Source organism: Pseudomonas sp. MIS38 (assembly GCF_019891575.1).
GTDB classification, from domain to species: domain Bacteria; phylum Pseudomonadota; class Gammaproteobacteria; order Pseudomonadales; family Pseudomonadaceae; genus Aquipseudomonas; species Aquipseudomonas putida_A.
Genome location: NZ_JAFLXF010000005.1, coordinates 140,973 through 163,266 on the forward strand (window position 1 = coordinate 140,973; position 22,294 = coordinate 163,266).

At 61.0% G+C, this 22,294-nt stretch carries 21 protein-coding genes; 14 read left to right on the plus strand and 7 right to left on the minus strand.

The window, feature by feature from the left end; genetic code table 11:
* Positions 1-115: 115 nt before the first annotated feature.
* Genes efeU through efeO (J1G18_RS08635) form a run of 4 tightly spaced genes read left to right on the plus strand, consistent with a single transcriptional unit; the run spans position 116 to position 4,344 of the window.
* On the plus strand, positions 116-970 hold the full coding sequence (efeU, locus tag J1G18_RS08620; RefSeq protein WP_027611967.1) for an iron uptake transporter permease EfeU: 855 nt from the start codon (positions 116-118) through the stop codon (positions 968-970).
* 8 nt (positions 971-978) lie between these two features.
* Complete coding sequence (gene efeO, locus J1G18_RS08625; protein WP_223007478.1) at positions 979-2,178, plus strand: iron uptake system protein EfeO; 1,200 nt, start codon at positions 979-981, stop codon at positions 2,176-2,178.
* 17 nt (positions 2,179-2,195) lie between these two features.
* On the plus strand, positions 2,196-3,494 hold the full coding sequence (efeB, locus tag J1G18_RS08630; protein ID WP_223007479.1) for an iron uptake transporter deferrochelatase/peroxidase subunit: 1,299 nt from the start codon (positions 2,196-2,198) through the stop codon (positions 3,492-3,494).
* Positions 3,495-3,519: 25 nt separating this feature from the next.
* Complete coding sequence (efeO, locus tag J1G18_RS08635; protein WP_027611970.1) at positions 3,520-4,344, plus strand: iron uptake system protein EfeO; 825 nt, start codon at positions 3,520-3,522, stop codon at positions 4,342-4,344.
* 123 nt (positions 4,345-4,467) lie between these two features.
* On the opposite strand, the gene pssA is transcribed toward efeO (J1G18_RS08635), so the two are convergent.
* Positions 4,468-5,811 (minus strand): CDP-diacylglycerol--serine O-phosphatidyltransferase, encoded by a 1,344-nt coding sequence (gene pssA, locus J1G18_RS08640; protein WP_115989828.1) that lies wholly within the window; start codon positions 5,809-5,811, stop codon positions 4,468-4,470.
* 215 nt (positions 5,812-6,026) lie between these two features.
* Here pssA and J1G18_RS08645 point away from each other — a divergent pair, with 215 nt between their 5' ends.
* Both J1G18_RS08645 and J1G18_RS08650 read left to right on the plus strand, forming a co-directional pair.
* Entirely contained in the window at positions 6,027-6,590 is a 564-nt protein-coding gene (locus tag J1G18_RS08645) for a TetR/AcrR family transcriptional regulator (RefSeq protein ID WP_223007480.1), read from the plus strand.
* A gap of 56 nt (positions 6,591-6,646) precedes the next feature.
* Positions 6,647-7,126, plus strand: coding sequence for a DUF1348 family protein (locus tag J1G18_RS08650; RefSeq protein ID WP_007963424.1), 480 nt, complete (start codon positions 6,647-6,649; stop codon positions 7,124-7,126).
* A gap of 123 nt (positions 7,127-7,249) precedes the next feature.
* Here the strand turns inward: J1G18_RS08650 and sfnG are convergent, their stop codons facing one another.
* Entirely contained in the window at positions 7,250-8,332 is a 1,083-nt protein-coding gene (gene sfnG, locus J1G18_RS08655) for a dimethylsulfone monooxygenase SfnG (protein ID WP_223007481.1), read from the minus strand.
* Between the two features lie 331 nt (positions 8,333-8,663).
* Between sfnG and J1G18_RS08660 the strand changes: the two genes are divergently transcribed.
* A complete protein-coding gene (locus J1G18_RS08660) occupies positions 8,664-9,443 on the plus strand; it encodes a TSUP family transporter (protein ID WP_027611974.1) in 780 nt (259 codons plus the stop codon).
* Here J1G18_RS08660 and nudC read toward each other — a convergent pair.
* The 3 genes from nudC to J1G18_RS08675 form a co-directional block, all read right to left on the minus strand.
* Positions 9,411-10,241 (minus strand): NAD(+) diphosphatase, encoded by an 831-nt coding sequence (gene nudC, locus J1G18_RS08665; RefSeq protein ID WP_027611975.1) that lies wholly within the window; start codon positions 10,239-10,241, stop codon positions 9,411-9,413. The two genes, J1G18_RS08660 and nudC, sit on opposite strands and share 33 nt — an antisense overlap.
* A 6-nt stretch (positions 10,242-10,247) precedes the next feature.
* On the minus strand, positions 10,248-11,060 hold the full coding sequence (locus J1G18_RS08670; protein ID WP_223007482.1) for a crotonase/enoyl-CoA hydratase family protein: 813 nt from the start codon (positions 11,058-11,060) through the stop codon (positions 10,248-10,250).
* 219 nt (positions 11,061-11,279) lie between these two features.
* Positions 11,280-12,053: a class I SAM-dependent methyltransferase gene (locus tag J1G18_RS08675; protein WP_223007483.1), complete on the minus strand. Its 774-nt coding sequence runs from the start codon at positions 12,051-12,053 to the stop codon at positions 11,280-11,282.
* Between the two features lie 175 nt (positions 12,054-12,228).
* On the opposite strand from J1G18_RS08675, the gene J1G18_RS08680 reads away from it, so the two are divergent.
* The 4 genes from J1G18_RS08680 to pncA all read left to right on the plus strand — a co-directional run bounded on the left by J1G18_RS08680 (position 12,229) and on the right by pncA (position 14,742).
* The gene (locus tag J1G18_RS08680; protein ID WP_027611978.1) at positions 12,229-12,762 is read left to right on the plus strand and encodes a tetratricopeptide repeat protein; all 534 of its coding nucleotides are present in this window, start codon (positions 12,229-12,231) and stop codon (positions 12,760-12,762) included.
* A 111-nt stretch (positions 12,763-12,873) separates the two neighbouring features.
* A complete protein-coding gene (locus tag J1G18_RS08685; protein WP_247267624.1) occupies positions 12,874-13,311 on the plus strand; it encodes a sigma-70 family RNA polymerase sigma factor in 438 nt (145 codons plus the stop codon).
* Positions 13,308-14,066: an anti-sigma factor family protein gene (locus J1G18_RS08690; protein WP_223007484.1), complete on the plus strand. Its 759-nt coding sequence runs from the start codon at positions 13,308-13,310 to the stop codon at positions 14,064-14,066. The genes J1G18_RS08685 and J1G18_RS08690 overlap by 4 nt, the downstream gene beginning before the upstream one ends.
* A gap of 49 nt (positions 14,067-14,115) precedes the next feature.
* Positions 14,116-14,742: a bifunctional nicotinamidase/pyrazinamidase gene (gene pncA / locus J1G18_RS08695; protein WP_223007485.1), complete on the plus strand. Its 627-nt coding sequence runs from the start codon at positions 14,116-14,118 to the stop codon at positions 14,740-14,742.
* A 113-nt stretch (positions 14,743-14,855) separates the two neighbouring features.
* On the opposite strand, the gene J1G18_RS08700 is transcribed toward pncA, so the two are convergent.
* A complete protein-coding gene (locus tag J1G18_RS08700) occupies positions 14,856-16,157 on the minus strand; it encodes an ATP-binding protein (protein ID WP_027611982.1) in 1,302 nt (433 codons plus the stop codon).
* Positions 16,158-16,161: 4 nt separating this feature from the next.
* The gene (locus J1G18_RS08705) at positions 16,162-16,863 is read right to left on the minus strand and encodes a response regulator transcription factor (RefSeq protein ID WP_003224662.1); all 702 of its coding nucleotides are present in this window, start codon (positions 16,861-16,863) and stop codon (positions 16,162-16,164) included.
* Positions 16,864-17,138: 275 nt separating this feature from the next.
* Here J1G18_RS08705 and J1G18_RS08710 point away from each other — a divergent pair, with 275 nt between their 5' ends.
* The 3 genes from J1G18_RS08710 (at position 17,139) to J1G18_RS08720 (ending at position 22,228) form a co-directional block, all read left to right on the plus strand.
* Positions 17,139-18,296, plus strand: coding sequence for an efflux RND transporter periplasmic adaptor subunit (locus J1G18_RS08710; RefSeq protein ID WP_223007486.1), 1,158 nt, complete (start codon positions 17,139-17,141; stop codon positions 18,294-18,296).
* Between the two features lie 15 nt (positions 18,297-18,311).
* Complete coding sequence (locus tag J1G18_RS08715) at positions 18,312-21,410, plus strand: efflux RND transporter permease subunit (protein ID WP_223007487.1); 3,099 nt, start codon at positions 18,312-18,314, stop codon at positions 21,408-21,410.
* 176 nt (positions 21,411-21,586) lie between these two features.
* Positions 21,587-22,228 carry a DUF1345 domain-containing protein gene (locus tag J1G18_RS08720; RefSeq protein ID WP_027611985.1) on the plus strand — a complete coding sequence of 214 codons (642 nt, stop codon included), beginning with the start codon at positions 21,587-21,589 and terminating at the stop codon, positions 22,226-22,228.
* Positions 22,229-22,294 lie beyond the last annotated feature (66 nt).

Consider the following 22,294-nt stretch of genomic DNA (forward strand, 5'->3'; position numbering starts at 1 on the left):
CCAAGATAGGTGCCGTTCAGCGAATGTTCAGGTAAATGTCAACCATCCCCATTTGGGAATGAGTGTCATTATGTTACAACTTAGCCACCTATCTAAATCACTCGTGGTTGCCGCAATGCTCGTTCCCTTTCTGATCATGCTGCGCGAAGGCATTGAAGCCGCGCTGATCGTTGGCATCATCGCCAGCTACCTGCAACAGACCGGTCGTGGCCAGTGGATGCCGGCAGTGTGGATCGGCGTCTTCCTCGCCGCCGCTCTGGCGCTGCTGGTCGGTGGTGGTCTGGAACTGGTGAGCGCCGAATTCCCACAGAAACAGCAGGAGTTGTTTGAAGGCATTGTCGGACTGGTCGCGGTGGGCATTCTCAGCTCGATGGTGTTCTGGATGCGCAAGGTCGCGCGTTCGATCAAGCATTCGCTGCAAGCCTCGCTGGATCACGCCCTGACTTCGTCAAAGCATCAGGTAATCGCGCTGATCGCCATGGTGTTCTTCGCCGTGGCTCGCGAAGGGCTGGAAACCGTGTTCTTCCTGCTCGCCGTGTTCCAGCAGAGCGAAGGCCCGGGCGCGCCGATCGGTGCCCTGCTCGGCCTGGTGCTGGCGATTGTTGTCGGCTTCCTGATCTACAGCGGCAGCATGCGCCTGAACCTGTCGGCGTTCTTCAAGTGGACCGGGTTGTTCATTCTGGTGGTCGCCGCCGGGATCCTCGCCAACTCGGTGCAAGCCCTGCATGAAGCGGGCGTGTGGAATCACCTGCAAACCGTGCTGTTCGACTTCAGCGCGACACTGCCGATGGACGGCCCGCTGGGTTCGGTGCTGGCCGGCATGTTCGGGTATCAGGATGCGCCGACCGTCAGCACTCTCGGTGCGTACCTGATCTATCTGGTGCTGGCGCTGGTGATGTTTTTCTACCCCGCCGCGCCGGCCTCCAGCGCTGACGCCGCCGGCAAATCGTCTTCCGTTTCCAGCCAATAAGGGCCTCCATGTCAAAGCCTAATACTCCTCAGGCCTCGCCTCCCCGCGCCTTGCGCTGGGCGGTGGCCGGTTCGGTGGTCGTGATGATCGCCGCCGGTGGCCTGTTCTACTACGCCTCGAAAATGGCCGCGGCCAAGCGGCAGCATAACCATGATGAAGTGGTGGTGAACATCAACGCGCACAGCTGCGATCCGAACGAGCTGACGGTTCCCGCCGGTCGCGCCAGTTTCCGCATCGTCAACCGCTCCGACCGGGCGGTGGAATGGGAAATCCTCGACGGCGTGCTGGTGATCGAAGAGCGCGAGAACATCGCCCCCGGCCTGAGCCAGGTGATCAACGCCAATCTGCAACCCGGCGACTACGCGATTACGTGCGGTCTGCTGAGCAATCCGCGTGGCGTGCTGCACGTAACGCCGACTGCCGCCTCCGATGAGGCCGCCAAGGCCAAACCGTCGATGGTCGCGTTCGTCGGGCCACTGTCGGAATTCCGCGTGTATCTGGCCACTCAGGGCAGCGCGCTGATCAAAGCCGTGACCGCACTGAATCAGGCGATTACCAGCGGCGACCTGGCCCAGGCACAGGCGCTGTACCTGCCGGCCCGTGGCGCTTACCAGCGTCTGGCCCCGGCCGCGCAACGTCTGGCCGAACTGGACAACAGCATCAATGCCCGCGCCGATTACTTCGAAAAACGCGAACAGGATCCGGCGTTCGTCGGTTTCCACCGGATCGAATACGCGCTGTTTCAGCAACGCAGCCTCGACGGCTTGAACACGGTCGCCGAGCGCCTGCTGGCCGACGTCACCACCCTCAAACAGCAACTGCTGGCGCAATCGCTGCCGCCGGAGCAACTGGTAAGCATCGTGGTGCGCAATCTCAACACCCTGGCCGACGTGCGTGCTGCCAGCGGTGAAGAGGAACGCTACAGCCACGGCGACCTCAATGGCTTCGCCAGCAACCTGGAAACCGCACACAAAGTGGTCGAGCTGCTGCGGCCGATGCTGACCAGGTCGGCGCCGGATCTGCTGCCGAAAATCGACGCGGCGCTGAGTGATTTCGACAGCGTACTGAACAACTTCAAGGTCAAGGACGGCTACGCCACTTACGACACGGTCAGTGGCGAACAACGCAAACAGATCGCCGACAAGGCTCAGGCTCTGGCTGACGCTCTGGATGGCATCGATCCCGCCCTCGGCCTTTCCGGCCTGTAAGCAGAAGACGAATACCGATGAAAGAATTGCAAAACCTCGATCTGCAACGTCGCCGCCTGCTGATGGGCATGGGTGTCGCCGGCGTCGCCCTGGCCGGTTCGGCCCTGAGCTGCCCGGCCATGGCTGCAGCGCCGGCGCAAGTCACCGAAGCGCCGAGCAGCGACAAGACCGAAGACCGCCACGATTTCCATGGGGTGCACCAGACCGGGATCGTCACCCCGCGGCCGGCGGCCGGCATGTTCGTGTCGTTCGACGTACTGGCTAGCGATCGCGAAGACCTTGAGCGGCTGTTCCGTACCCTCAACGAGCGCATCGCGTTCCTGATGAAGGGCGGCCCGGTGGCGCAGATCGACCCGAAACTGCCGCCGCCGGATTCCGGCATCCTCGGCCCGGTGGTGACTCCGGACAACCTGACCATCACCGTCTCGGTAGGCGAATCGCTGTTCGACGAGCGTTTCGGCCTGGCCGCCGCCAAACCGAAGCGCCTGCAACGCATGGTCGGCTTCCCCAACGATGCGCTGGAGGCCGATTGCTGCCACGGCGATCTGAGCCTGCAATTCTGCTCGAACACCGCCGACACCAACATTCACGCCCTGCGCGACATCGTCAAGAACCTGCCGGACCTGCTGCTGGTGCGCTGGAAACAGGAAGGCAGCGTGCCGCCGCAAGCTCCGGCGAAACCGGGTGTGCCGGCGCAATCGGCGCGTAACTTCCTCGGTTTCCGCGACGGCTCGGCCAACCCCGATTCCAACGATGCCAAGGCCATGGACAAGATTGTCTGGGTGCAACCGGGCAGCGATGAGCCGGCGTGGGCGGCCCACGGCAGCTATCAAGCGGTGCGGATCATCCGCAACTTTGTCGAGCGCTGGGATCGTACGCCGTTGCAGGAACAGGAAAGCATCATCGGCAGGGTCAAGACCACTGGCGCGCCGATGGGCTCGCAGCACGAGAGCGAAGTCCCGGATTACAGCAAAGACCCGGAAGGCAAACTGACCAAGCTCGACGCACACATTCGCCTGGCCAACCCGCGCACCGCCGCGAGCCAGGCCAACCTGATCCTGCGCCGGCCGTTCAACTACTCCAACGGCGTGAACAAGAACGGCCAGCTCGACATGGGCCTGCTGTTCATCTGCTATCAGGCCGACCTTGAAAAAGGCTTCATCACCGTGCAGACCCGGCTCAACGGCGAGCCGCTTGAGGAATACCTCAAACCGGTCGGCGGCGGTTATTTCTTCACCCTTCCGGGTGTCACCGGCGACAAGGATTTCATCGGTCGTTCGCTGCTCAATGCCACCCAACCCAAAACAGCTGCCTAACCATAAAAAACCTCGGAGCCGCTCCATGAAAAAGTCGCCACTCGCGTTACTGCTGACCCTCGGTTTGCTCAACACCCCGCTGTCGGCGTTCGCCGCGACGGCGCCACTGGATCTGGTCGGCCCGGTGTCGGACTACAAGATCTACGTCACCGAGCAACTGGATGAACTGGGCAGCCACACTAAACAATTCACCGATGCGGTGAAGAAAGGCGATCTGGCCACCGCGCAAAAGCTCTACGCGCCGACCCGCGTCTACTACGAGTCGATCGAGCCGATTGCCGAGCTGTTCAGTGACCTTGATGCATCCATCGACTCGCGCGTCGACGACCACGAAAAAGGCGTGAAGGCTGAAGACTTCACCGGTTTTCACCGCATTGAATATTCGCTGTTCTCGGAGAAAACCACTGAAGGCCTGACCGCTCTGGCGGACAAGCTCGACAGCGATGTGAAAGACCTGCAAACCCGCGTCGCTGGCCTGACCTTCCCGCCGGAGAAAGTCGTCGGTGGTGCGGCTGCTCTGCTGGAAGAGGTTGCCGCGACCAAGATCTCCGGTGAAGAAGACCGTTACAGCCACACCGACCTGTATGACTTCCAGGGCAACATCGACGGCGCGAAGAAAATCGTCGACCTGTTCCGTCCGCAGATCGAAAAACAGGACAAGGCGTTTGTTGCCAAAGTCGACAAGAACTTCGCAACCGTGGACAAGATCCTTGCCAAGTACAAGACCAAGGACGGTGGTTTCGAGACTTATGACAAAGTGAAGGATAACGACCGCAAAGCACTGGTCGGGCCGGTCAATACCTTGGCGGAAGACCTGTCCACGTTGCGTGGCAAGCTCGGTCTGAACTGATTGATGTAGAGGCCTTAAGTGCCCCATCGCGAGCAGGCTCACTCCTACAGTTGGAATGCATTCCCCTGTAGGAGTGAGCCTGCTCGCGATAGCGGTTTTAACCGAACCGAATAATCTGAAGGTTTACAAAATCCGGTAGAGCAACCGCTCGATCCGCACCCGACTCACACGCTTCAAAAACTTCGCCACCCCCGCCGGGTACTCCGGCAAGGTTTCCAGGTTCTGGAAACTGGCAATCCGCGTGGTGTTGCGGAAGATCTCTTGCTGCTCCTTCGCCCGTGGCTCAAGCCACTCGCCTTGCGGATCATCGATCAACAGCGCGTTTTCCAGGTCCAGACGAAACGCCCGTGGATTGAGGTTGTTGCCGGTCAGCAGCGTATAGCGCTGGTCGACCCACATGCCCTTGAGGTGATAGCTGTTGTCGCCGTCACGCCACAGATGCAGGTTCAACTGGCCGCTGTCGATGTTGCGCTGATGCCGCTTGGCAAAACGCCGCAGGCTGATTTCGTACAGATACGGCAGCGCCGCAATCACCTTGAACGGCTCGCTCGGCGGAATGTAGAAATCGTTGGCGGTTTTGTCGCCGACCACGATGTCGATCTTCACCCCACGGGCCAGCGCACGGTTGACCTCGCGGATGATCGGCAGCGGCAGGTTGAAGTACGGCGTGCAGATGGTCAGCTGCTGTTGCGCGCTGGCGATCAGCTCGACAATCACCCGGTTCAACGGGTTGTTCTTGCCCACGCCCAGCAACGGACTTACCGACAGGCCGGTATGCGCGGTGCTGCCGGCGCTGGTGTCGTACGCCGCATATTTGAGACGGCTGCGCAGGTCGCCGATGTCGTTGCGCAGGCTGCGGGTGGTCGGCAGGTTGGGCAGGTCGAGGCGATGCACAGCCTTGGATTCGATCAGGCCGTGCTTGACCAGGTGATGCATTGAATCCGCCAGTTCGCGGCTGTGCAGCACGTGGTAGCGGTCGAAACGGTACTTGTCGAACTTGTGCAGGTAGACGTTGTTCAGGCTTGCACCGCTGTAAACCACGCAATCGTCGATCACGAAGCCTTTCAGATGCAGGACGCCGAACAGTTCGCGGGTCTGCACCGGCACGCCGTAGACCGGCACTTCACTCTGATGGGTGCGGGTCATTTCCTGGTACCACGCCGAGTTGCCCGGCTGTTTGCCGGCACCGATCAACCCGCGCTGGGCGCGCAGCCAGTCAACCACCACGACGATCTCCAGCTCCGGGCGCTTGAGCTTGGCGGCGTGCAAGGCATCGAGGATTTCCTGACCGGCCTCGTCGTGCTGCAGATACAGCGCAACGATGTAGATGCGCCGGGTCGCCTCGGCGATTTTCTCCAGCAGGCAACGACGGAACTCGGCGGCGCCGGACAGAATGGTCACGGCCTCGGCAGTCAGCGGAAAGCTGCGCAGTTTGGGCAGCAAAGAGCGTTTGAAAAGCAACGGCATAGGGCTCGCAATGGGTCGAATCCGAAGAACCCGAGAGCTTACACCATCAACCGGTTCGGGTCTTGTTACTGTCTGTAATGCCCCCTTCGCGAGCAGGCTCGCTCCCACAGTGGATCGCATTTCAAATGTGGGAGCGGGCTTGCTCGCGAAAGCGGTATCGCAGACACAAAAATAACTGCTTGACCAAGGAGAACGATCGTTCTACTGTTCGCCACATGAACGAAATCACTGACACCTCGACCCGCGACATCATTCTGGATGTCACCGAAAAGTTGATCTACAAAAGTGGCATCGCGGCCACCGGCATGGATCTTCTGGTGAAAACCGCCGGCGTCTCCAGAAAAAGCATCTACCGCTACTTCGCCAACAAGGAGGAGCTGACCGTCGCTGCCCTGCAACGCCGCGACGTGCGCTGGATGCATTGGTACAGAAGTGCTGTCGATCAGGCCGAAACCCCGGCCGACCGCCTGCTCAACCTGTTTACCGTGCTCAAAAGCTGGTTCGCTTCGGAAGGTTTCCGTGGCTGTGCCTTCATCAATACCAGTGGCGAGACCGGTGACCCCGAAGACCCGGTGCGCCAGGTCGCCAAAGACCACAAACAGAAGCTGCTCGACTACCTGTGCGAGCTGTGTGCCGAACATGGCGTCGAAGATCCGCAACGTCTGGCCAGACAATTGCTGATCCTGATTGACGGCGCCATTACCGTAGCGCTTGTGATGGGTGATCACAGTGCCGCTGATAATGCGCAATGCATGGCGCGTAAGTTATTGGACCTGTAACGCCTTAAATAAGCCTCAACCGTTGTTTAATCGTTAATTAGATCGGGAGACTGAAAATGTCGACTGCTGCCCAAGTGCGTCCGCCTTTACCGCCGTTCAACCGTGAATCGGCTATCGAAAAAGTACGTCTGGCCGAAGATGGCTGGAACTCCCGCGATCCCGAGAAGGTGTCGTTGGCCTACACCCTCGACACAAAATGGCGCAACCGCGCCGAGTTCGCCAACAACCGCGAAGAAGCCAAGGCGTTCCTGACCCGTAAATGGGCCAAGGAACTCGATTACCGTTTGATCAAGGAACTCTGGGCCTACTCCGACACGCGGATTGCCGTGCGTTACGCCTATGAATGGCGCGACGATTCGGGCAACTGGTTTCGTTCCTACGGCAATGAAAACTGGGAGTTCGATGAGCACGGCCTGATGTTCCAGCGCTATGCCTGCATCAACGACATGCCGATCAAGGAAAGCGAGCGCAAGTTCCATTGGCCGCTGGGGCGGCGCCCGGATGATCATCCGGGGCTCTCCGATCTCGGTCTGTAAGCTCACATAGTTCCAATTGTAGGAGTGAGCCTGCTCGCGATAGCGGTGTGTCAGTCAACCTGAATATTGAATGTTCATACGCAATCGCGAGCAGGCTCACTCCTACAGGAGATTTGTTGGTGTTCAGGCTACTGCGGCAGTCTTTTCAACCTCCAGCTCTCGCACCAACGGCAACACACGTTTGCCGAAATACTCCACCTCCTCCTGAAAGTGCAGAAACCCCGCCAACACCAGATCCACCCCCACCGCTTTCAACGCCACAATCCGCTCGGCAATCTGCTGTGGCGTGCCGATCAGGTTGGTCTTGAAGCCATCGTTGTATTGCACCAGATCCTCGAACGTCGATTTCGCCCAGTTACCCTCACCCTCCGGCGACGCCCTGCCCGCCTGCTTCGCGGCGTCACCGAAAGCGTTGACCGCGTCCGGGTCAGCCTGGTCGATGATCTGCGCCAGTACCGCACGCGCTTCTTCTTCAGTGTCGCGAGCAATCACGAAGGCGTTGACGCCGATCTTCACCGAGTGATTGTTGGCTGCCGCTTTGGCCCGGATGTCATCGACCTGCGCCTTGATCCCTTCGACGCTGTTGCCGTTGGTGAAATACCAGTCCGAGACCCGCGCCGCCATGTCCCTAGCCGCACGGGAACTACCGCCCTGAAAGATCTCCGGGCGGCCCAGCGGTTTCGGTTTGAGGCTGTAATTGTCGAAGCGGTAGAAGTCGCCGCGAAAGCTGAAGTTATCCTGGCTCCAGATCCCGCGCAGCGAGCGGATGAATTCCTCGGAACGCCGGTAGCGCTCGTCGTGTTCCAGCCAATGTTCGCCGATGGCCTGGAATTCGCCCTTGAACCAACCGCTGACGATATTGACCGCAATCCGGCCGTTGGTGAGTTGATCGATGGTCGCCAACTGCTTGGCTGCCAGCGCCGGTTGCCAAGGCCCCGGCAGAATCGCCGCGATCACCTTCAGCTTGGTGGTAGCCGCCAGTAGCGCATGACTGAACGCCACCGACTCATGCTGGAACTCGGCACCGTAACCGGCGGTAAAGCGGATCTGCGTCAGGGCGTACTCGAACCCCGCCGCTTCGGCGAGTTGCGCGAGTTTGCGGTTGTAGTCGATGCCCCAGTCGGTGCGCTGCTCGATCTTGCTGACCACCAGGCCGCCACTGACGTTCGGCACCCAGTAGGCGAATTTCACGGCTTGCTTGCTCATTGGCGTGTCCTCGGGACATTGGGAAGGTCAATGGGACAGAGCAGCAAGCGTGCCAGCGTCCAGAGGGCCGGTTTTATTGGGCTTGAGGCTGATGGAGTTGCATTGTTGGAGGGTGATTTGTTGTCGAGGTGTTGGGTGGGCAACAGTTGAATAGGCGGTGCCTGAGCCGACCTCTTCGCGAGCAAGCCCGCTCCCACAGGTTGAATGCATTCCAGAATGTGGGAGCGGGCTTGCTCGCGAAGGCGTCCGACGGGTCGCCGCAAAAGCCGGATACAGGTAACATGACCGACCTCCCGCAGCCCCTCTGCGCCCTGCCGAATAAGCCGATTCCATGCCTTTCGAACTCAGCGTTGACCTCACCACCCTGGCCGTTCTGGCCCTTGTCGCTTTCATTGCCGGTTTCATCGACGCCATTGCTGGCGGCGGCGGTCTGTTGACCACCCCGGCGCTGCTCACTGCCGGCCTGCCGCCGCACCTGGTGCTGGGCACCAACAAACTCAGTTCGACGTTCGGCTCGGCCACCGCCAGTTTCACCTTCTACCGACGCAAACTGTTCCACCCTCGGCAGTGGATGCACGCGATCGTCGGCACCCTGGTCGGCGCGCTCACCGGTGCCATCGTCGCGCACTACCTGCCGGCGGAATGGCTGAACAAGATGCTGCCGGTGATCGTCTTCGCCTGTGGCCTGTATCTGTTGTTCGGCGGCACGCCAAAAGCGCCGCTGGACAGCGACGCGCCGATCAAGAAGAAATGGCAATCGACCCAAGGCTTCAGCCTCGGTTTCTACGACGGCGTGGCCGGCCCTGGCACGGGTGCGTTCTGGACGGTCAGCAGCCTGCTGCTCTACCCGATCGACCTGGTCAAGGCCAGCGGTGTGGCGCGCAGCATGAACTTCGTCAGCAACATCGCGGCGCTGTCGGTGTTCGTGTTTTCCGGGCAAGTGGACTGGATCATCGGCCTGAGCATGGGCCTGTCGGTGATGGTCGGCGCGTTCTTCGGGGCGCGCACCGCGATCAGCGGCGGCGCCAAGTTCATTCGTCCGGTGTTCATCACCGTGGTATTGGGTTTGACCGTGCGCCTAGCCTGGCAACACTGGTTCAGCGTGGCCTAAGCGGCGGGCCACGTAGACGTCGATCAGATAACGGGCAATCGATTTTGACGCCGGCAACGGCGGCAGATCGTGCACGTTGAACCATTGGGCGTCTTCGATCTCGTCTTCCTGGCAGACGATCTCGCCCCCGGCGTATTCGGCATGGAAGCCGAGCATCATCGAATGCGGGAACGGCCAGCACTGGCTGCCCATGTACTGGATGTTCTTCACTTCGATGCTGACTTCCTCGCGTACTTCGCGAATCAGGCAATCCTCCGCCGACTCGCCCGGCTCGGCGAACCCGGCCAGCGTGCTGTAGACCCCGGTGACGAAACGCGGTGAGCGTGCCAACAAAATCTCGTCTCCGCGGGTGATCAGCACGATCATGCTCGGCGAAATTCGCGGATAACTGCGCAGGTCGCACGGCTGGCAATACATCGCTCGCTCGCGCGGCACCTGCGTCATCGCCTGCCCACAGTTGCCGCAGAAGCGATGTTCACGCGCCCAGGTGCCGATCTGCGCGGCATAGCCCAGCACCTTATAGACGGTGTGATCGCCTTCGAGCATGAACGCCCGCAGGCCTTTCCAGTTGCAGCCCGGCACGTCGCTGGAGCTGTGCAATTCCAGCAGATACACCGGCTCGCCATCGAGATGGCCGATGCCGTGTTCGGTGAGAATCGACAACTCCTGACGCTTGAGCCATTCCCGCGGGAACAGCGCGCCGTTGTCATCGAACAGAAAGCCTTCGGGGCTGCGCGCCACGGCCCAGCCGCCGGGTTGATCGGTGTCCAGTACTGCAGTGGTCCAGCGAGCTGTCATGGTTTCTCAATCCAGAAATTCGGGTTTCTGTTTACTCATATGGGCGGCCATGGCCACGCGCAAGTCGGTGGATTGCAACATGGCGGCGTTCCAGGTGGCAACGTATTCGAGGCCGTCGTCGATGCGATGGTCGCGCATGTAGCTGATCATTTCCTTGGTGCCGGTGACCGCGATTGGCGATTTGCTGGCGATCTCGCGAGCAATGTCCATCACGCCTTCGAGCAGCAGATCCTTGTCAGCGTAAACACGATTGACCAGACCGATGCTGCGCGCTTCATCTGCGCCGAAAGTGCGCCCGGTGTAAGCCAGTTCACGCAGCATGCCGTCCCCGATGATCCGTGGCAACCGTTGCAAAGTGCCAACATCGGCGGCCATGCCGATATCGATTTCCTTGATCGAGAACTGCGCGTCTTCGGCGGCGTAGCGCATGTCGCAGGCGGCGATCAGGTCGATCGCACCGCCGAGGCAGTAGCCCTGAATCGCCGCCAGTACCGGTTTGCGGCAGTTGTCGACAGCATTGAACGAGGCTTGCAGGGTGAGAATCTTGCGCCGCAGCAGGCGCGCGTTACGGCCGACGTCCTTGCCCAGTTCATTGGCGACGCCGGCGAGCATCATCAGGTCGATACCCGAGGAAAAGTGTTTGCCGTTGCCACTCAGCACCACCACCCGCACTTCATCGGTGTCATCGATCCACTGGAAAATCTCGACGATCTCGCTCCAGAACGCGGCGTTCATCGAGTTGATCTTTTCCGGGCGATTGATCTGCACATGCGCGATGTTGTCGGCCAGTTCGACGCTGAAGGCGGTGTATTGAGTCATGGCAGTGATCCTTTACCGGGCTGAAAATGAGGCCCGAACTATAACAAGGCATCACGATGGCGGTTCGGCCAAATGCGGGACTGCTTCGAGAAATGGGGTGACAGGGCTGGCCTCTTCGCGAGCAAGCCCGCTCCCACAGGGTCAGGTTTGATCACAGACTTTGTGATCCACCCAAGACCTGTGGGAGCGTGGCTTGCCCGCGATAGGCTCACCGCCGATCTAACAGACCTTCACCGCCACATAAGCCGCCGTCTCATAAGGCACCGTCAGCACATGCCGCCCACGCAACGCCGGCTCCGAGGCAATCAACGCGCGAATCTGCTCATCAACCTTGTCGCGCTGCGCCTGCGGCAAGGCCGCAATGAAACTGGTGGAGCGCACCCGATTGAAAATCACGTCCTCGGGCGACCCGGTGTGCCCGTGATGAAACTGCTGCAACTGCAGCGGCCCGAACGCCGGATGCGGAAACGCCTGACGCCATTGGCCGGTGTAGTAACGCGGCGTGTCCCGCTCCAGCGCGTTGACGATAGCGTCGAGTTTCGGCACCCAGCTGACCTGCGTATCGCGCAGGTTCCAGATCAGCCCGAGTCTGCCGCCGGGTTTAAGCACGCGGGCGATTTCCGTCAGGGCTTCCGGCGTGGCGAACCAATGGAACGCCTGCGCGCAGACCACTGCATCCACCGACGCGTCAGGCAGTGGCAGATCGGTCGCGGTACCGCTCACCGCCAACACCTGCGGCCAGGCCGCGGCAAGTTTTTCCAGCATCTGCGCCACCGGTTCCACAGCGATCACCTGTGCATCGGTCGCCACCAGCCGGCCGGTGAACTTGCCGGTACCGGCACCCAGATCGATGACAGTCTTGTGACTGTCCAGACCCAACGTCTGGGTCAGCCACTGACTGACCTGCGGCGGGTAGTCCGGGCGGCCCTTGATGTAGGTGTCAGCGGCAGTCTTGTAGCCGGCAGCAGCGGAGTGATGGACCTGATCTTTCATGGCAGTTCCTCGTGTGTCAGCGCCGGGGCATGGCAAAGCGCTGGATGGACGGCAGGCGTAGCCGAGCATAACGCCGCGATTTGCGCGTACCTTGAACAGAGCCTGACAAAGCAATGAATAAAATGCCGGGCTGTGGTGTTCAAAGTGAAACATAACCCTCTGTGGAGCCTTGCCCATGACTATCCGTTCCGTTATGTTCGCCGCCCCGTTGCTGCTGGTCACCGTGTTGTCCGCATCGATGGCGTTTGCCAACGGTGATGAAAGCGCGCCCGTGCAGAAGCCCAACTGCCCCAAAGGCCAGGTCTGGGACAGCAAATCACAGAAATGTGTGCTGCAGACCAGCAGCGCCGTACGGGATGCCGATCGCACCGACTATGCCTACCGATTGGCCAAGGACGGTCGCTACGAAGAGGCCCTGGCCCTGCTCGACACCCTGCAACAACCGAACACCGCCAAAGCCCTCAACTATCGCGGTTACGCCACGCGAAAACTGGGGCGTACCGATGAAGGCATCGGCTATTACCTGCAATCGGTGAAACTCGATCCGCAGTACGCGCAAGTGCGTGAATACCTCGGCGAAGCCTATGTGATCAAAGGCCGCGTCGACCTGGCGCAGGAGCAATTGCAGCAGATCAAATCGATTTGCGGCACCGCCTGCGAGGAATACCAGGACCTGGCTGAAGCCATCAACGATTCATCGAAAACCTGACATAGATAAAGGAACGCCATCATCGTCAGCGATCAGGCATTCAGAGCGGAACTCGGACAGCATCTGGCGCGGCTGTGGCGCTACGGCCTGCTGCTGTCGCGCAATCATCACGTGGCCGAGGATCTGGTGCAGGCCACGTGTGTGCGGGCGCTGGAACGTGCCGGCCAATATGTGGCCGGCACGCGCATGGATCGCTGGTTGCTGAGCATCCTGCATTCGATCTGGCTCAACGAAGTGCGCGCCCGCCGGGTGCGTCAGGGCGCCGGTCAGGTCGATGCCGACGCGCAATTGGCCTTCGATGGCGAATACGCCGCGCAGACTCATGTGATGGCGGCGCAAGTGATTCGCCGGGTCGATGCGTTGCCGGAAACCCAGCGCGAAACCGTGTATCTGGCTTATGTCGAAGGTCTGTCCTACCGCGAAGTCGCCGAGATCCTGCAGGTGCCGATCGGCACGGTGATGAGCCGTCTGGCCACCGCGCGCCTGAAACTGGCTGAATACCCGCCGCTGCAAGCCGTGCCGAAAACCACCGGAGGTGACCACCCATGAACAAGCCCTCCGACGAACAACTGGTAGCCTACCTCGACGACGAGCTGGACCCCGCGTATCGCGCCCAGCTCGACGGCGCGATTGCCGACGACCCGTTGCTCAGCCTTCGCGTGCAATGGTTCGAACGCAGCAGCCTGCCGTACAAGGAAGCCTATGACGAACTGGCGCAACAGGCACCGCTGGAACGTTTGCAGGCGCGCCTTGATGCCATCCCCGCCCCCCAGCGGCCTGGCCTGAGTCGACGCTGGTTCATCGGTGCGGCCGCCGCGAGTCTGCTGGCGGGCGGCGTGTTGGCCGATCGCCTGTTTCTCGCCTGGCAAACGCAGCAAACGCATAACTGGCGCGCCCTGGTGGGTGACTACATGGCACTGTATGTGCCGCAAACCCTCGATCACCTGCCCAGTGACGAAGCCAGCCAGCGATCGCAACTGCGTGCGGTGGATGCACGATTGGGGCTGAGTCTGTCGCCGGCACTGGTGAGGTTGCCGGGCGCCGAACTCAAACGTGCACAAATGCTCGAGTACGACGGTGTGCCGATTGCGCAACTGACCTATCTCGATGCGAAACACGGGCCGCTGGCCTTGTGCGTGACTCGCTCCAACAGTGGCAGCCAGCCTTTGGCGCACGAACGGCGCCACGAAATGAACGTGGTGTACTGGACCGAAGGTGAGCATGCGTGGATGTTGATCGGGCACAACCCGGCGCCGGCGCTGGAAGACCTGGCAAAACACCTGGTCGACAAGCTGGGCGCGTGAGTGCCGCTCCACTATGCTGAGCGGGTGATTATCCAAGGAGGAAGCCCCGATGCAGATTTCACCCCGCACCGCCCTGCTGGTCATTGACGTGCAGAACGACTTCATCCCCGGCGGCCAGTTGGCCGTGCCCGAAGGCGATCAGATCGTGCCGCTGATCAATCGCCTCGGTGGCCTGTTCAAACAGGTGGTGATTGCCCAGGACTGGCACCCGAGCGGCCACGCGTCCTTTGCCTCAAGCCACCCCGGACACCAGCCTTACGAGGTAATTCAGTTGCCCTACGGCGAGCAGGTACTCTGGCCGGAGCATTGTGTGCAAGGCACATCCGGTGCCGAGTTTCACCCCGAGCTGAACCTGCCGCACGCGCAACTGATCATCCGCAAGGGCTGTAATCCGGACATCGACAGCTATTCGGCGTTTCTCGAGGCGGACCGGTGCACCACCACCGGTCTGGCCGGATACCTGAAAGAACGCGGTATCGACACGGTGTACATGGTCGGTCTGGCGCTGGATTTCTGCGTGATGTTTTCTGCGTTGGATGCGCGGGCGGCGGGGTTCAACGCGTTCGTGGTGCTGGATGCCTGTCGTGCCATTGACAGGGATGGGTCACTGGCAGCGGCGATGGAGCGGATGCAGACGGCCGGGGTTGGCTTGATTCAATCAAACCAACTCCTCTGAGCAACACAAAACCCCTGTGGGAGCGGGCTTGCTCGCGAAAGCGGTGTGTCAGATTAATTTATGTCGACTGACACTCCGCCTTCGTGAGCAAGCCCGCTCCCACAGGTTTCGGGTCAAGTCATGTCAGGCAACCACAACCTGAACCGCGCCCCACCCAGCGGCGAACTTTCAACCGTCAAGGTCCCGCCCTGCGCCTCCAGCGCCCGACGGCTGATGGCCAGGCCCAGACCAAAGCCGCCGGTAGCCCGATCACGACTGCGATCAAGTCGATAAAACGGTTCGAAAATCCGCTCACGCTCATCATCCGGGATGCCAATGCCATCGTCGTCGACCCAGATCTCGCAACCATCGGGGCTGACCTGCACGCCAATCTGAATGCGTTTTTCGCAATAGCGCATGGCATTGCGCAGCAGGTTCTGGATCGCTCGGGCGGTCAGGCGCGGATCCAGCGTGAAACGTTCGAGCTGACCGTGCAGCAGCACATCGATGACGATGTCCGGCGAGTCCAGTTCTTCATCGACACTGCCCAGAATGCTGTCGATGAACTCATCCAGCGAAACTTCGACCTGTTCCGGCAACTGCGCCGGGTTCTGCAGGCGGCTGTAAGACAGCAATTCCAGCACCAACTCATCCAGTTCGCGAATGTGTGCGACCAGTCCTTGCAGGCGTTCGCGACTGGTCGCCGGCAAATCATCGGACAGCGCCAGGGCCAGACCGAAGTCCAGACGGGTCAGCGGCGTGCGCAATTCGTGGGACACCGCATTCAGCAGGTCGCGCTGCTGGTTGAGCAGATTTTCGATGTCGCCGGCCATGGTGTCGAACACGTTGGCCAGGCTGCCGATGTTGGAACTGGCGGGGATCTGCGTGCGCTCGTTCAGGTGGCCCTTGCCGAAGCGTTCGGCGGCGCCCTTGAGGCGCTCCAGATCGCGCCAGTGCGGGCGAATCCACAGCAGCAGGCAGGCGAGCATGCTCGCACCGATCAGCACGTTGATGCTCCAGTACAACAGATTGACGTCCAGCGGATCCGGCGGTACCACCATTTGCACGGCGACGTCATCGTTCAGCGGCGTGACCGCCAAGGTGCGCCATCCCCAATCGCCGATACGCACCACGTTTTCCCCGGCGCGCAAGCGCACTTGCTCGGGGGCGGTGAACCCGGCGTCGTCGATGCGCGCCAGTGCGATGTGCAGCGGCTGGAAGTCCTTGTCCATCGATTGCGCCAGTGCCGGCCACTGATCCTGCGGCACCGCGTGGAACTGCCGGGTGATCAGCGATTGCAAGCCGCGCGAGTAGTCGAGGTTGTAGGTGATGAAGCGCTCGCGGAACGCCATGATCACCAGATCCGGCACCAGATAGATCGCCGCGCTGTAGGAGACGATCGTCACCAGATACAGGCGAAACAGGATTCTGAACATCAGCTCAGCATTCCCACTCGGAGCGGCTGAACAGGTAGCCCTTGCCCCATACCGTCTTGATCTTGCGCGCCTCGCCGGCGTGGTCGTCGAACTTGCGCCGCAGCTTGGAAATCGCCACGTCTACCGAACGGTCGGTGCCGTTGAACTCGATGCCGCGCAGGCGTTGCAGGATCTGGTCGCGGCTCAGCACTTCCCCGGCATGCCGGGCCAGCACCACCAGCAAATTGTATTCGCCGCTGGACAGTTCCACCGGTTGCTCGCGCCAGGTCACGGTGCGCTCGGACAAGTCGATGCACAGATTGCCCATGACGATGCGGTCATTGACCGTCATCGGTTCACCGAGGCTGCTGCGCCGCAGCAAAGTACGCACCCGGGCCAGCAGAACCCGTGGCTCGCAGGGTTTGGTGACGTAATCGTCGGCGCCCATTTCCAGGCCCAGCACCTGATCGTGACTGTCGTCGCGGGCGGTCAGCATCAGGATCGGCAGCGTCGCCGAATCGGCGCGCAGCAGGCGGCAGACTTGCAAGCCGTCAAGGCCCGGCAGCATCAGGTCGAGGATCACCAGATCCGGCGGATTGATCCGTGCCCGCTCACGCACGTGATCACCACGGCCGATCACGCTGACGGAATAGCCGTTGCGCTCCAGGTAGCTGGAAATCAGTTCGGCGAGGGCGGTGTCGTCTTCGACCAGGAGGATGTTGGGCATGGGGTGTTCCAGGAAAGTGCTGTGGCGACTGTTTGGGCCTCATCGCGAGCAGGCTCACTCCTACAAGGTTCGTGTCTGACACAGTTCCAATGTAGGAGTGAGCCTGCTCGCGATGGCGGTTTATCTGTCGCAATAAATTTCAAGGCGTAAAGGATATACGCCCTCGCCCGTCCCTGAGTAAAACCCTTACACAATTTCACACAGCGCCTACAAAGCTTCACCGCTACCCTCGGCGTCTGGCCTTAGGATGCGGGCTTCAATATTGGGGGTGGTACATGTCAAAAAATCTTCTGGCCGGGCTCGGCCTGATCGCCGCTGCGCTGTTGCTGAGCGCCTGTGATTCGTCCTCGAAGGCCGAAGAAGAAGCGCCGCCAGCTACCGTGCGCATCGAGACCATCGAGGCCCGCCCCCTGTCGATCAGCAGCGAACTGAGCGGGCGTATCGCCGCCCCGCGCATCGCTGAAGTGCGTGCCCGAGTGGCCGGGGTGGTGTTGCAACGGACCTTCCGTGAAGGCAGCGACGTGAAAAAGGGTGACGTGCTGTTTCGCATCGACCCGGCACCGTTCAAGGCTGATCTCGATAGCGCCGAAGCCGCGCTGCGCAAGGCCGAGGCCAATGCCTTCCAAGCGAAGTTGCAGGAGCAACGCTACGCGCAGTTGATCGACGACAAGGCCATCAGCGCTCAGGATTACGACAACGCCCGCGCCAATGCCCGGCAAACCGCCGCCGATGTGGCGGCCAATAAAGCTGCAGTGGAACGGGCGAAGCTGAACCTCGGCTACGCCACCGTCACCGCGCCGATTTCCGGGCGGGTCGGCCGTGCATTGGTCACTGAAGGTGCGCTGGTCGGGCAGAACGAAACCACGCCGCTGGCGCTGATTCAGCAGCTCAACCCGATCTACGCCGACCTTACTCAGTCGACCCGTGAACTCAACGAACTGCGTCGCGCGTTCCGTTCCGGGCAGTTGCAGGCAGTCGGTCAGGATCAGGTCAAGGCCACGCTGATTCAGGATGACGGCAGCCTCTATCCGTTGCCGGGCAAATTGCTGTTCAGCGACATCAGCGTCGATCCGGGCACCGGCCAGATCATTCTGCGCAGCGAGTTCCCCAATCCCGATCTCGACCTGCTGCCGGGCAGCTTCATCCGTGTACGTCTGCAACAAGCCACCGTACAGAACGGCATCACCGTGCCGCAACGTGCGGTGCAGCGTGACAGCGCGGGTATCGCCCAGGTGCTGACCGTCGACGAGCAGATGCGCGTCGCCCAGCAGCCGGTGCAACTGGGCGCGGTGCAGAACGACCGCTGGATCGTCACCGGCGGCCTCAAGCCCGGCGACCGCATTGTCATCGAAGGCCTGCAACACGCCCGTCCAGGCGAAAAAGTGCAGATCGACGACACCCCTCTTCCACTTGCCCAGACCTCTGGTCAGTAAGCAGGACGCTTTCATATGCCGCAGTTCTTTATCGATCGCCCGGTGTTCGCCTGGGTTGTCGCCCTGTTCATCCTGTTGGCCGGTGCGCTGGCCATTCCGCAATTGCCGGTGGCGCAGTACCCCGATGTCGCGCCGCCACAGATCGAAATCTACGCGGTGTACCCTGGCGCCTCGGCGCAGACCGTCGATGAAAGCGTGGTCAGCCTGATCGAAGAAGAACTCAACGGCGCCGATCACCTGCTGTACTTCGAATCGCAGAGCAGCCTCGGCAGCGCGACGATCAAAGCGACGTTCCAGCCGGGCACTAACCCGGAACTGGCGCAGGTCGATGTGCAGAACCGCCTCAAAGTGGTCGAGTCGCGCCTGCCGCAGGCAGTCAATCAGCAAGGCCTGCAGGTGGAGAAAGTCTCTGCCGGTTTCCTGTTGCTGATCACCCTGACCTCCAGCGACGGCAAGCTTGATGACGTAGCGCTCAGTGATTATCTGGCGCGTAACGTGATGAACGAAATCAAGCGCATCGACGGCGTCGGCAAGGCGCAGCTGTATGGCGCCGAACGGGCGATGCGGATCTGGATCGATCCGCAGAAGCTGATCGGTTTCAACCTGACCCCGGCTGACGTCAACGCCGCCATCGTCGCGCAAAACGCCCAGGTTTCGGCGGGCAGTATTGGCGACTTGCCCAACCCATCCTCGCAGGAAATCACCGCGACCATTCTGGTCAAGGGGCAGTTGTCGACGCCGGAAGAGTTCGCCGACATCGTGCTCAAGGCCAATCCGGACGGCTCCACCGTGCGCATCGGCGATGTGGCACGGGTCGAAGTCGGCAGTCAGGAATACCAGTTCGGCACGCGCCTGAACGGCAAGCCGTCCACCGCCGTCGGCGTGCAGTTGGCGCCTGGGGCCAATGCGCTGGCGACCGCCACATTGATCCGGGCGAAGATGGACGAGCTGTCGCGCTACTTCCCGGCCGGCGTCGAATACAAAATTCCGTACGACACCTCACCGTTCGTCAAAGTCTCGATCACCAAGGTTGTCTACACCCTCGGTGAAGCGATGCTGCTGGTGTTTGCGGTGATGTTCCTGTTCCTGCAGAACATCCGCTACACACTGATCCCGACGCTGGTGGTGCCGGTGGCGTTGATGGGCACCTTCGCCACCATGCTCGCGCTGGGTTTCTCGATCAACGTACTGACCATGTTCGGCATGGTCCTGGCGATCGGCATTCTGGTGGACGATGCTATTGTCGTGGTGGAAAACGTCGAGCGCATCATGGCCACTGAAGGCCTGTCGCCGAAAGAAGCGACGCGCAAGGCGATGAAGCAGATTACCGGGGCGATCATCGGCATTACCCTGGTGCTGGTGGCGGTGTTCATCCCGATGGCATTCATGCAGGGTTCGGTGGGGGTGATTTACCGACAGTTCTCGCTGTCGATGGCGACCTCGATTCTGTTCTCGGCGTTTCTGGCCCTGACGCTGACGCCTGCACTGTGCGCCACGCTGCTCAAGCCAATTGCCAAGGGCGAGCACCACGAGAAAAGCGGATTCTTCGGCTGGTTCAACCGCCGCTTCGAGCAACTGACCGATCGCTATCAAGGCTGGGTCGGCTACGCGCTGAAGCGCAGCGGGCGTTATCTGCTGATCTACGGCGTGCTGCTGATCGGCATGGGGTTGTGCTTTGCGCGTCTGCCCTCCTCGTTCCTGCCGGTTGAGGATCAGGGTTACACCATCACCGACATTCAGTTGCCGCCGGGTGCGAGCAAAAACCGTACGGTGCAGGTGGTCGAGCAGATCGAAGCGCACAACGCCAGTGAACTGGGGGTTGGCGACAGCACGGTGATTCTCGGCTTCAGCTTCTCCGGCAGCGGGCAGAATGCGGCGCTGGCGTTTACCACTCTCAAGGACTGGTCTGAACGCGGCCATGATGATTCCGCCACCTCGATTGCCGATCGCGCCAACATCGCCCTGAGCCAGATCAAGGATGCCATCGCGTTCGCTGTGTTGCCGCCACCGGTTGACGGTCTCGGTACTTCCAGCGGCTTCGAATTCCGTCTGCAGGATCGCGGCGGTCTCGGTCACGCGACATTGATGCAGGCGCGCACCGAATTGCTCGCCGCCGCCGAGAAAAGCCCGGTACTGATGAACGTGCGCGAAAGCGCGCTGGCCGAAGCGCCGCAGGTGCAACTGGAGGTAGACCGCAAGCAGGCCAATGCGCTGGGCGTGTCGTTTGCTGACATCGGCAGCGTGTTGTCCACTGCCGTGGGTTCTTCCTACATCAACGACTTCCCCAATCAGGGGCGCATGCAGCGGGTGGTGGTCCAGGCCGAAGGCGATCAGCGCAGTCAGGTTGATGATCTGCTGAAAATGCACGTGCGCAACAACGCCGGGCACATGGTGCCGCTGTCGGCGTTCGTCCAGGCGAAATGGACCCAAGGCCCGGCGCAATTGACCCGCTATAACGGCTACCCGGCGATTGCGATTTCCGGCGAGCCATCGCCCGGGCACAGCACCGGCGAGGCCATGGCGGAGATCGAACGGCTGGTCGCCCAAGGGCCGAAAGGTCTGGGTCAGGAATGGACCGGGCTGTCGTTGCAGGAACGTTTGTCCGGCAGTCAAGCGCCGATCCTGCTCGGTCTGTCGTTGCTGATCGTGTTCCTGTGCCTGGCGGCGCTGTACGAGAGCTGGTCGATTCCGACTTCGGTGCTGCTGGTGGTGCCGCTGGGTGTGCTCGGCGCAGTGCTGGCGGTGACCTTGCGCGGCATGCCCAACGATGTGTTCTTCAAGGTCGGGCTGATTACCATCATCGGTCTTTCGGCGAAGAACGCGATCCTGATCATCGAGTTCGCCAAGAGCCTGTACGACGAAGGTCACGACCTGATCGACGCGACGTTGCAAGCCGCGCGCCTGCGTCTGCGCCCGATCGTCATGACTTCGCTGGCGTTCATCCTCGGCGTGGTGCCGTTGGCCATCGCCACTGGCGCCAGTTCGGCAAGCCAGCAAGCTATCGGCACCGGAGTGATCGGCGGGATGATCACGGCGACATTGGCCGTGATTTTCGTGCCGTTGTTCTTCGTGGTGGTCATGAAGCTCGTACAACGCTTTACCAAACACCAATGATCCCTGTGGGAGCGGGCTTGCTCGCGAAGGCTTCGTGTCAGTCAGTATTCATGTAGCTGACACACCGCTTTCGCGAGCAAGCCCGCTCCCACAAGGTCATTCGAACAGTCAAGTCAGTGGTCATCCGAGACGTCGCTGGGCTAAGGTGTAAAAACATCCTGGCCCATCGAGTCCCCATGCGCTTTCTCGCCCGCACCCACCCTCGCCTGTCCGCCGCCGCTTTGGTCGGCCTTGCCACCGGCCTGCTGGTCCCTGCCGACTCCGTCGTCAGCAAAATCCTCATCGGCTGGAACGCCGGCGTCTGGACTTACCTGATCCTGATGTTCTGGCTCGCCACCCGGGCCAAGGCACCGGACGTCAAACGCATCGCCGTCGTCGAAGACGAGAATGCCGGACTGGTGCTGTTCGTGGTGTGTATCGCAGCATTGGCCAGCCTGGCCGCCATCACCCTGGAACTGGCCGGCACCAAGGATCTGGATACCCATCACAAACTTCTGCATTACGCGTTCACCGCCGTCACCGTCGTAGGTTCCTGGCTGGTGATCGGGGTGATCTTCTGTGTGCACTACGCGCGCCTGTTTTACACCTGGGATGGCAAGGAACCGGCCCTGCGTTTCGCTGAAGGTCTGACCACGCCCAATTATTGGGACTTCCTGTATTTCTCCTTCACCATCGGCGTAGCAGTGCAGACTGCCGATGTCGGCGTGGCTACCCGCGACATTCGCAAGATCGTCCTGGCGCAATCATTGATCGGTTTTGTGTTCAACACCGCGATTCTGGGCTTTTCGATCAATATTGCTGCCGGCCTGTTTGGCTGAGCATTGCGCAGATACTTCAATAACGCTGAGCACCGCCCGTCGGCGCCAAGTTGAAGTACCACGCGC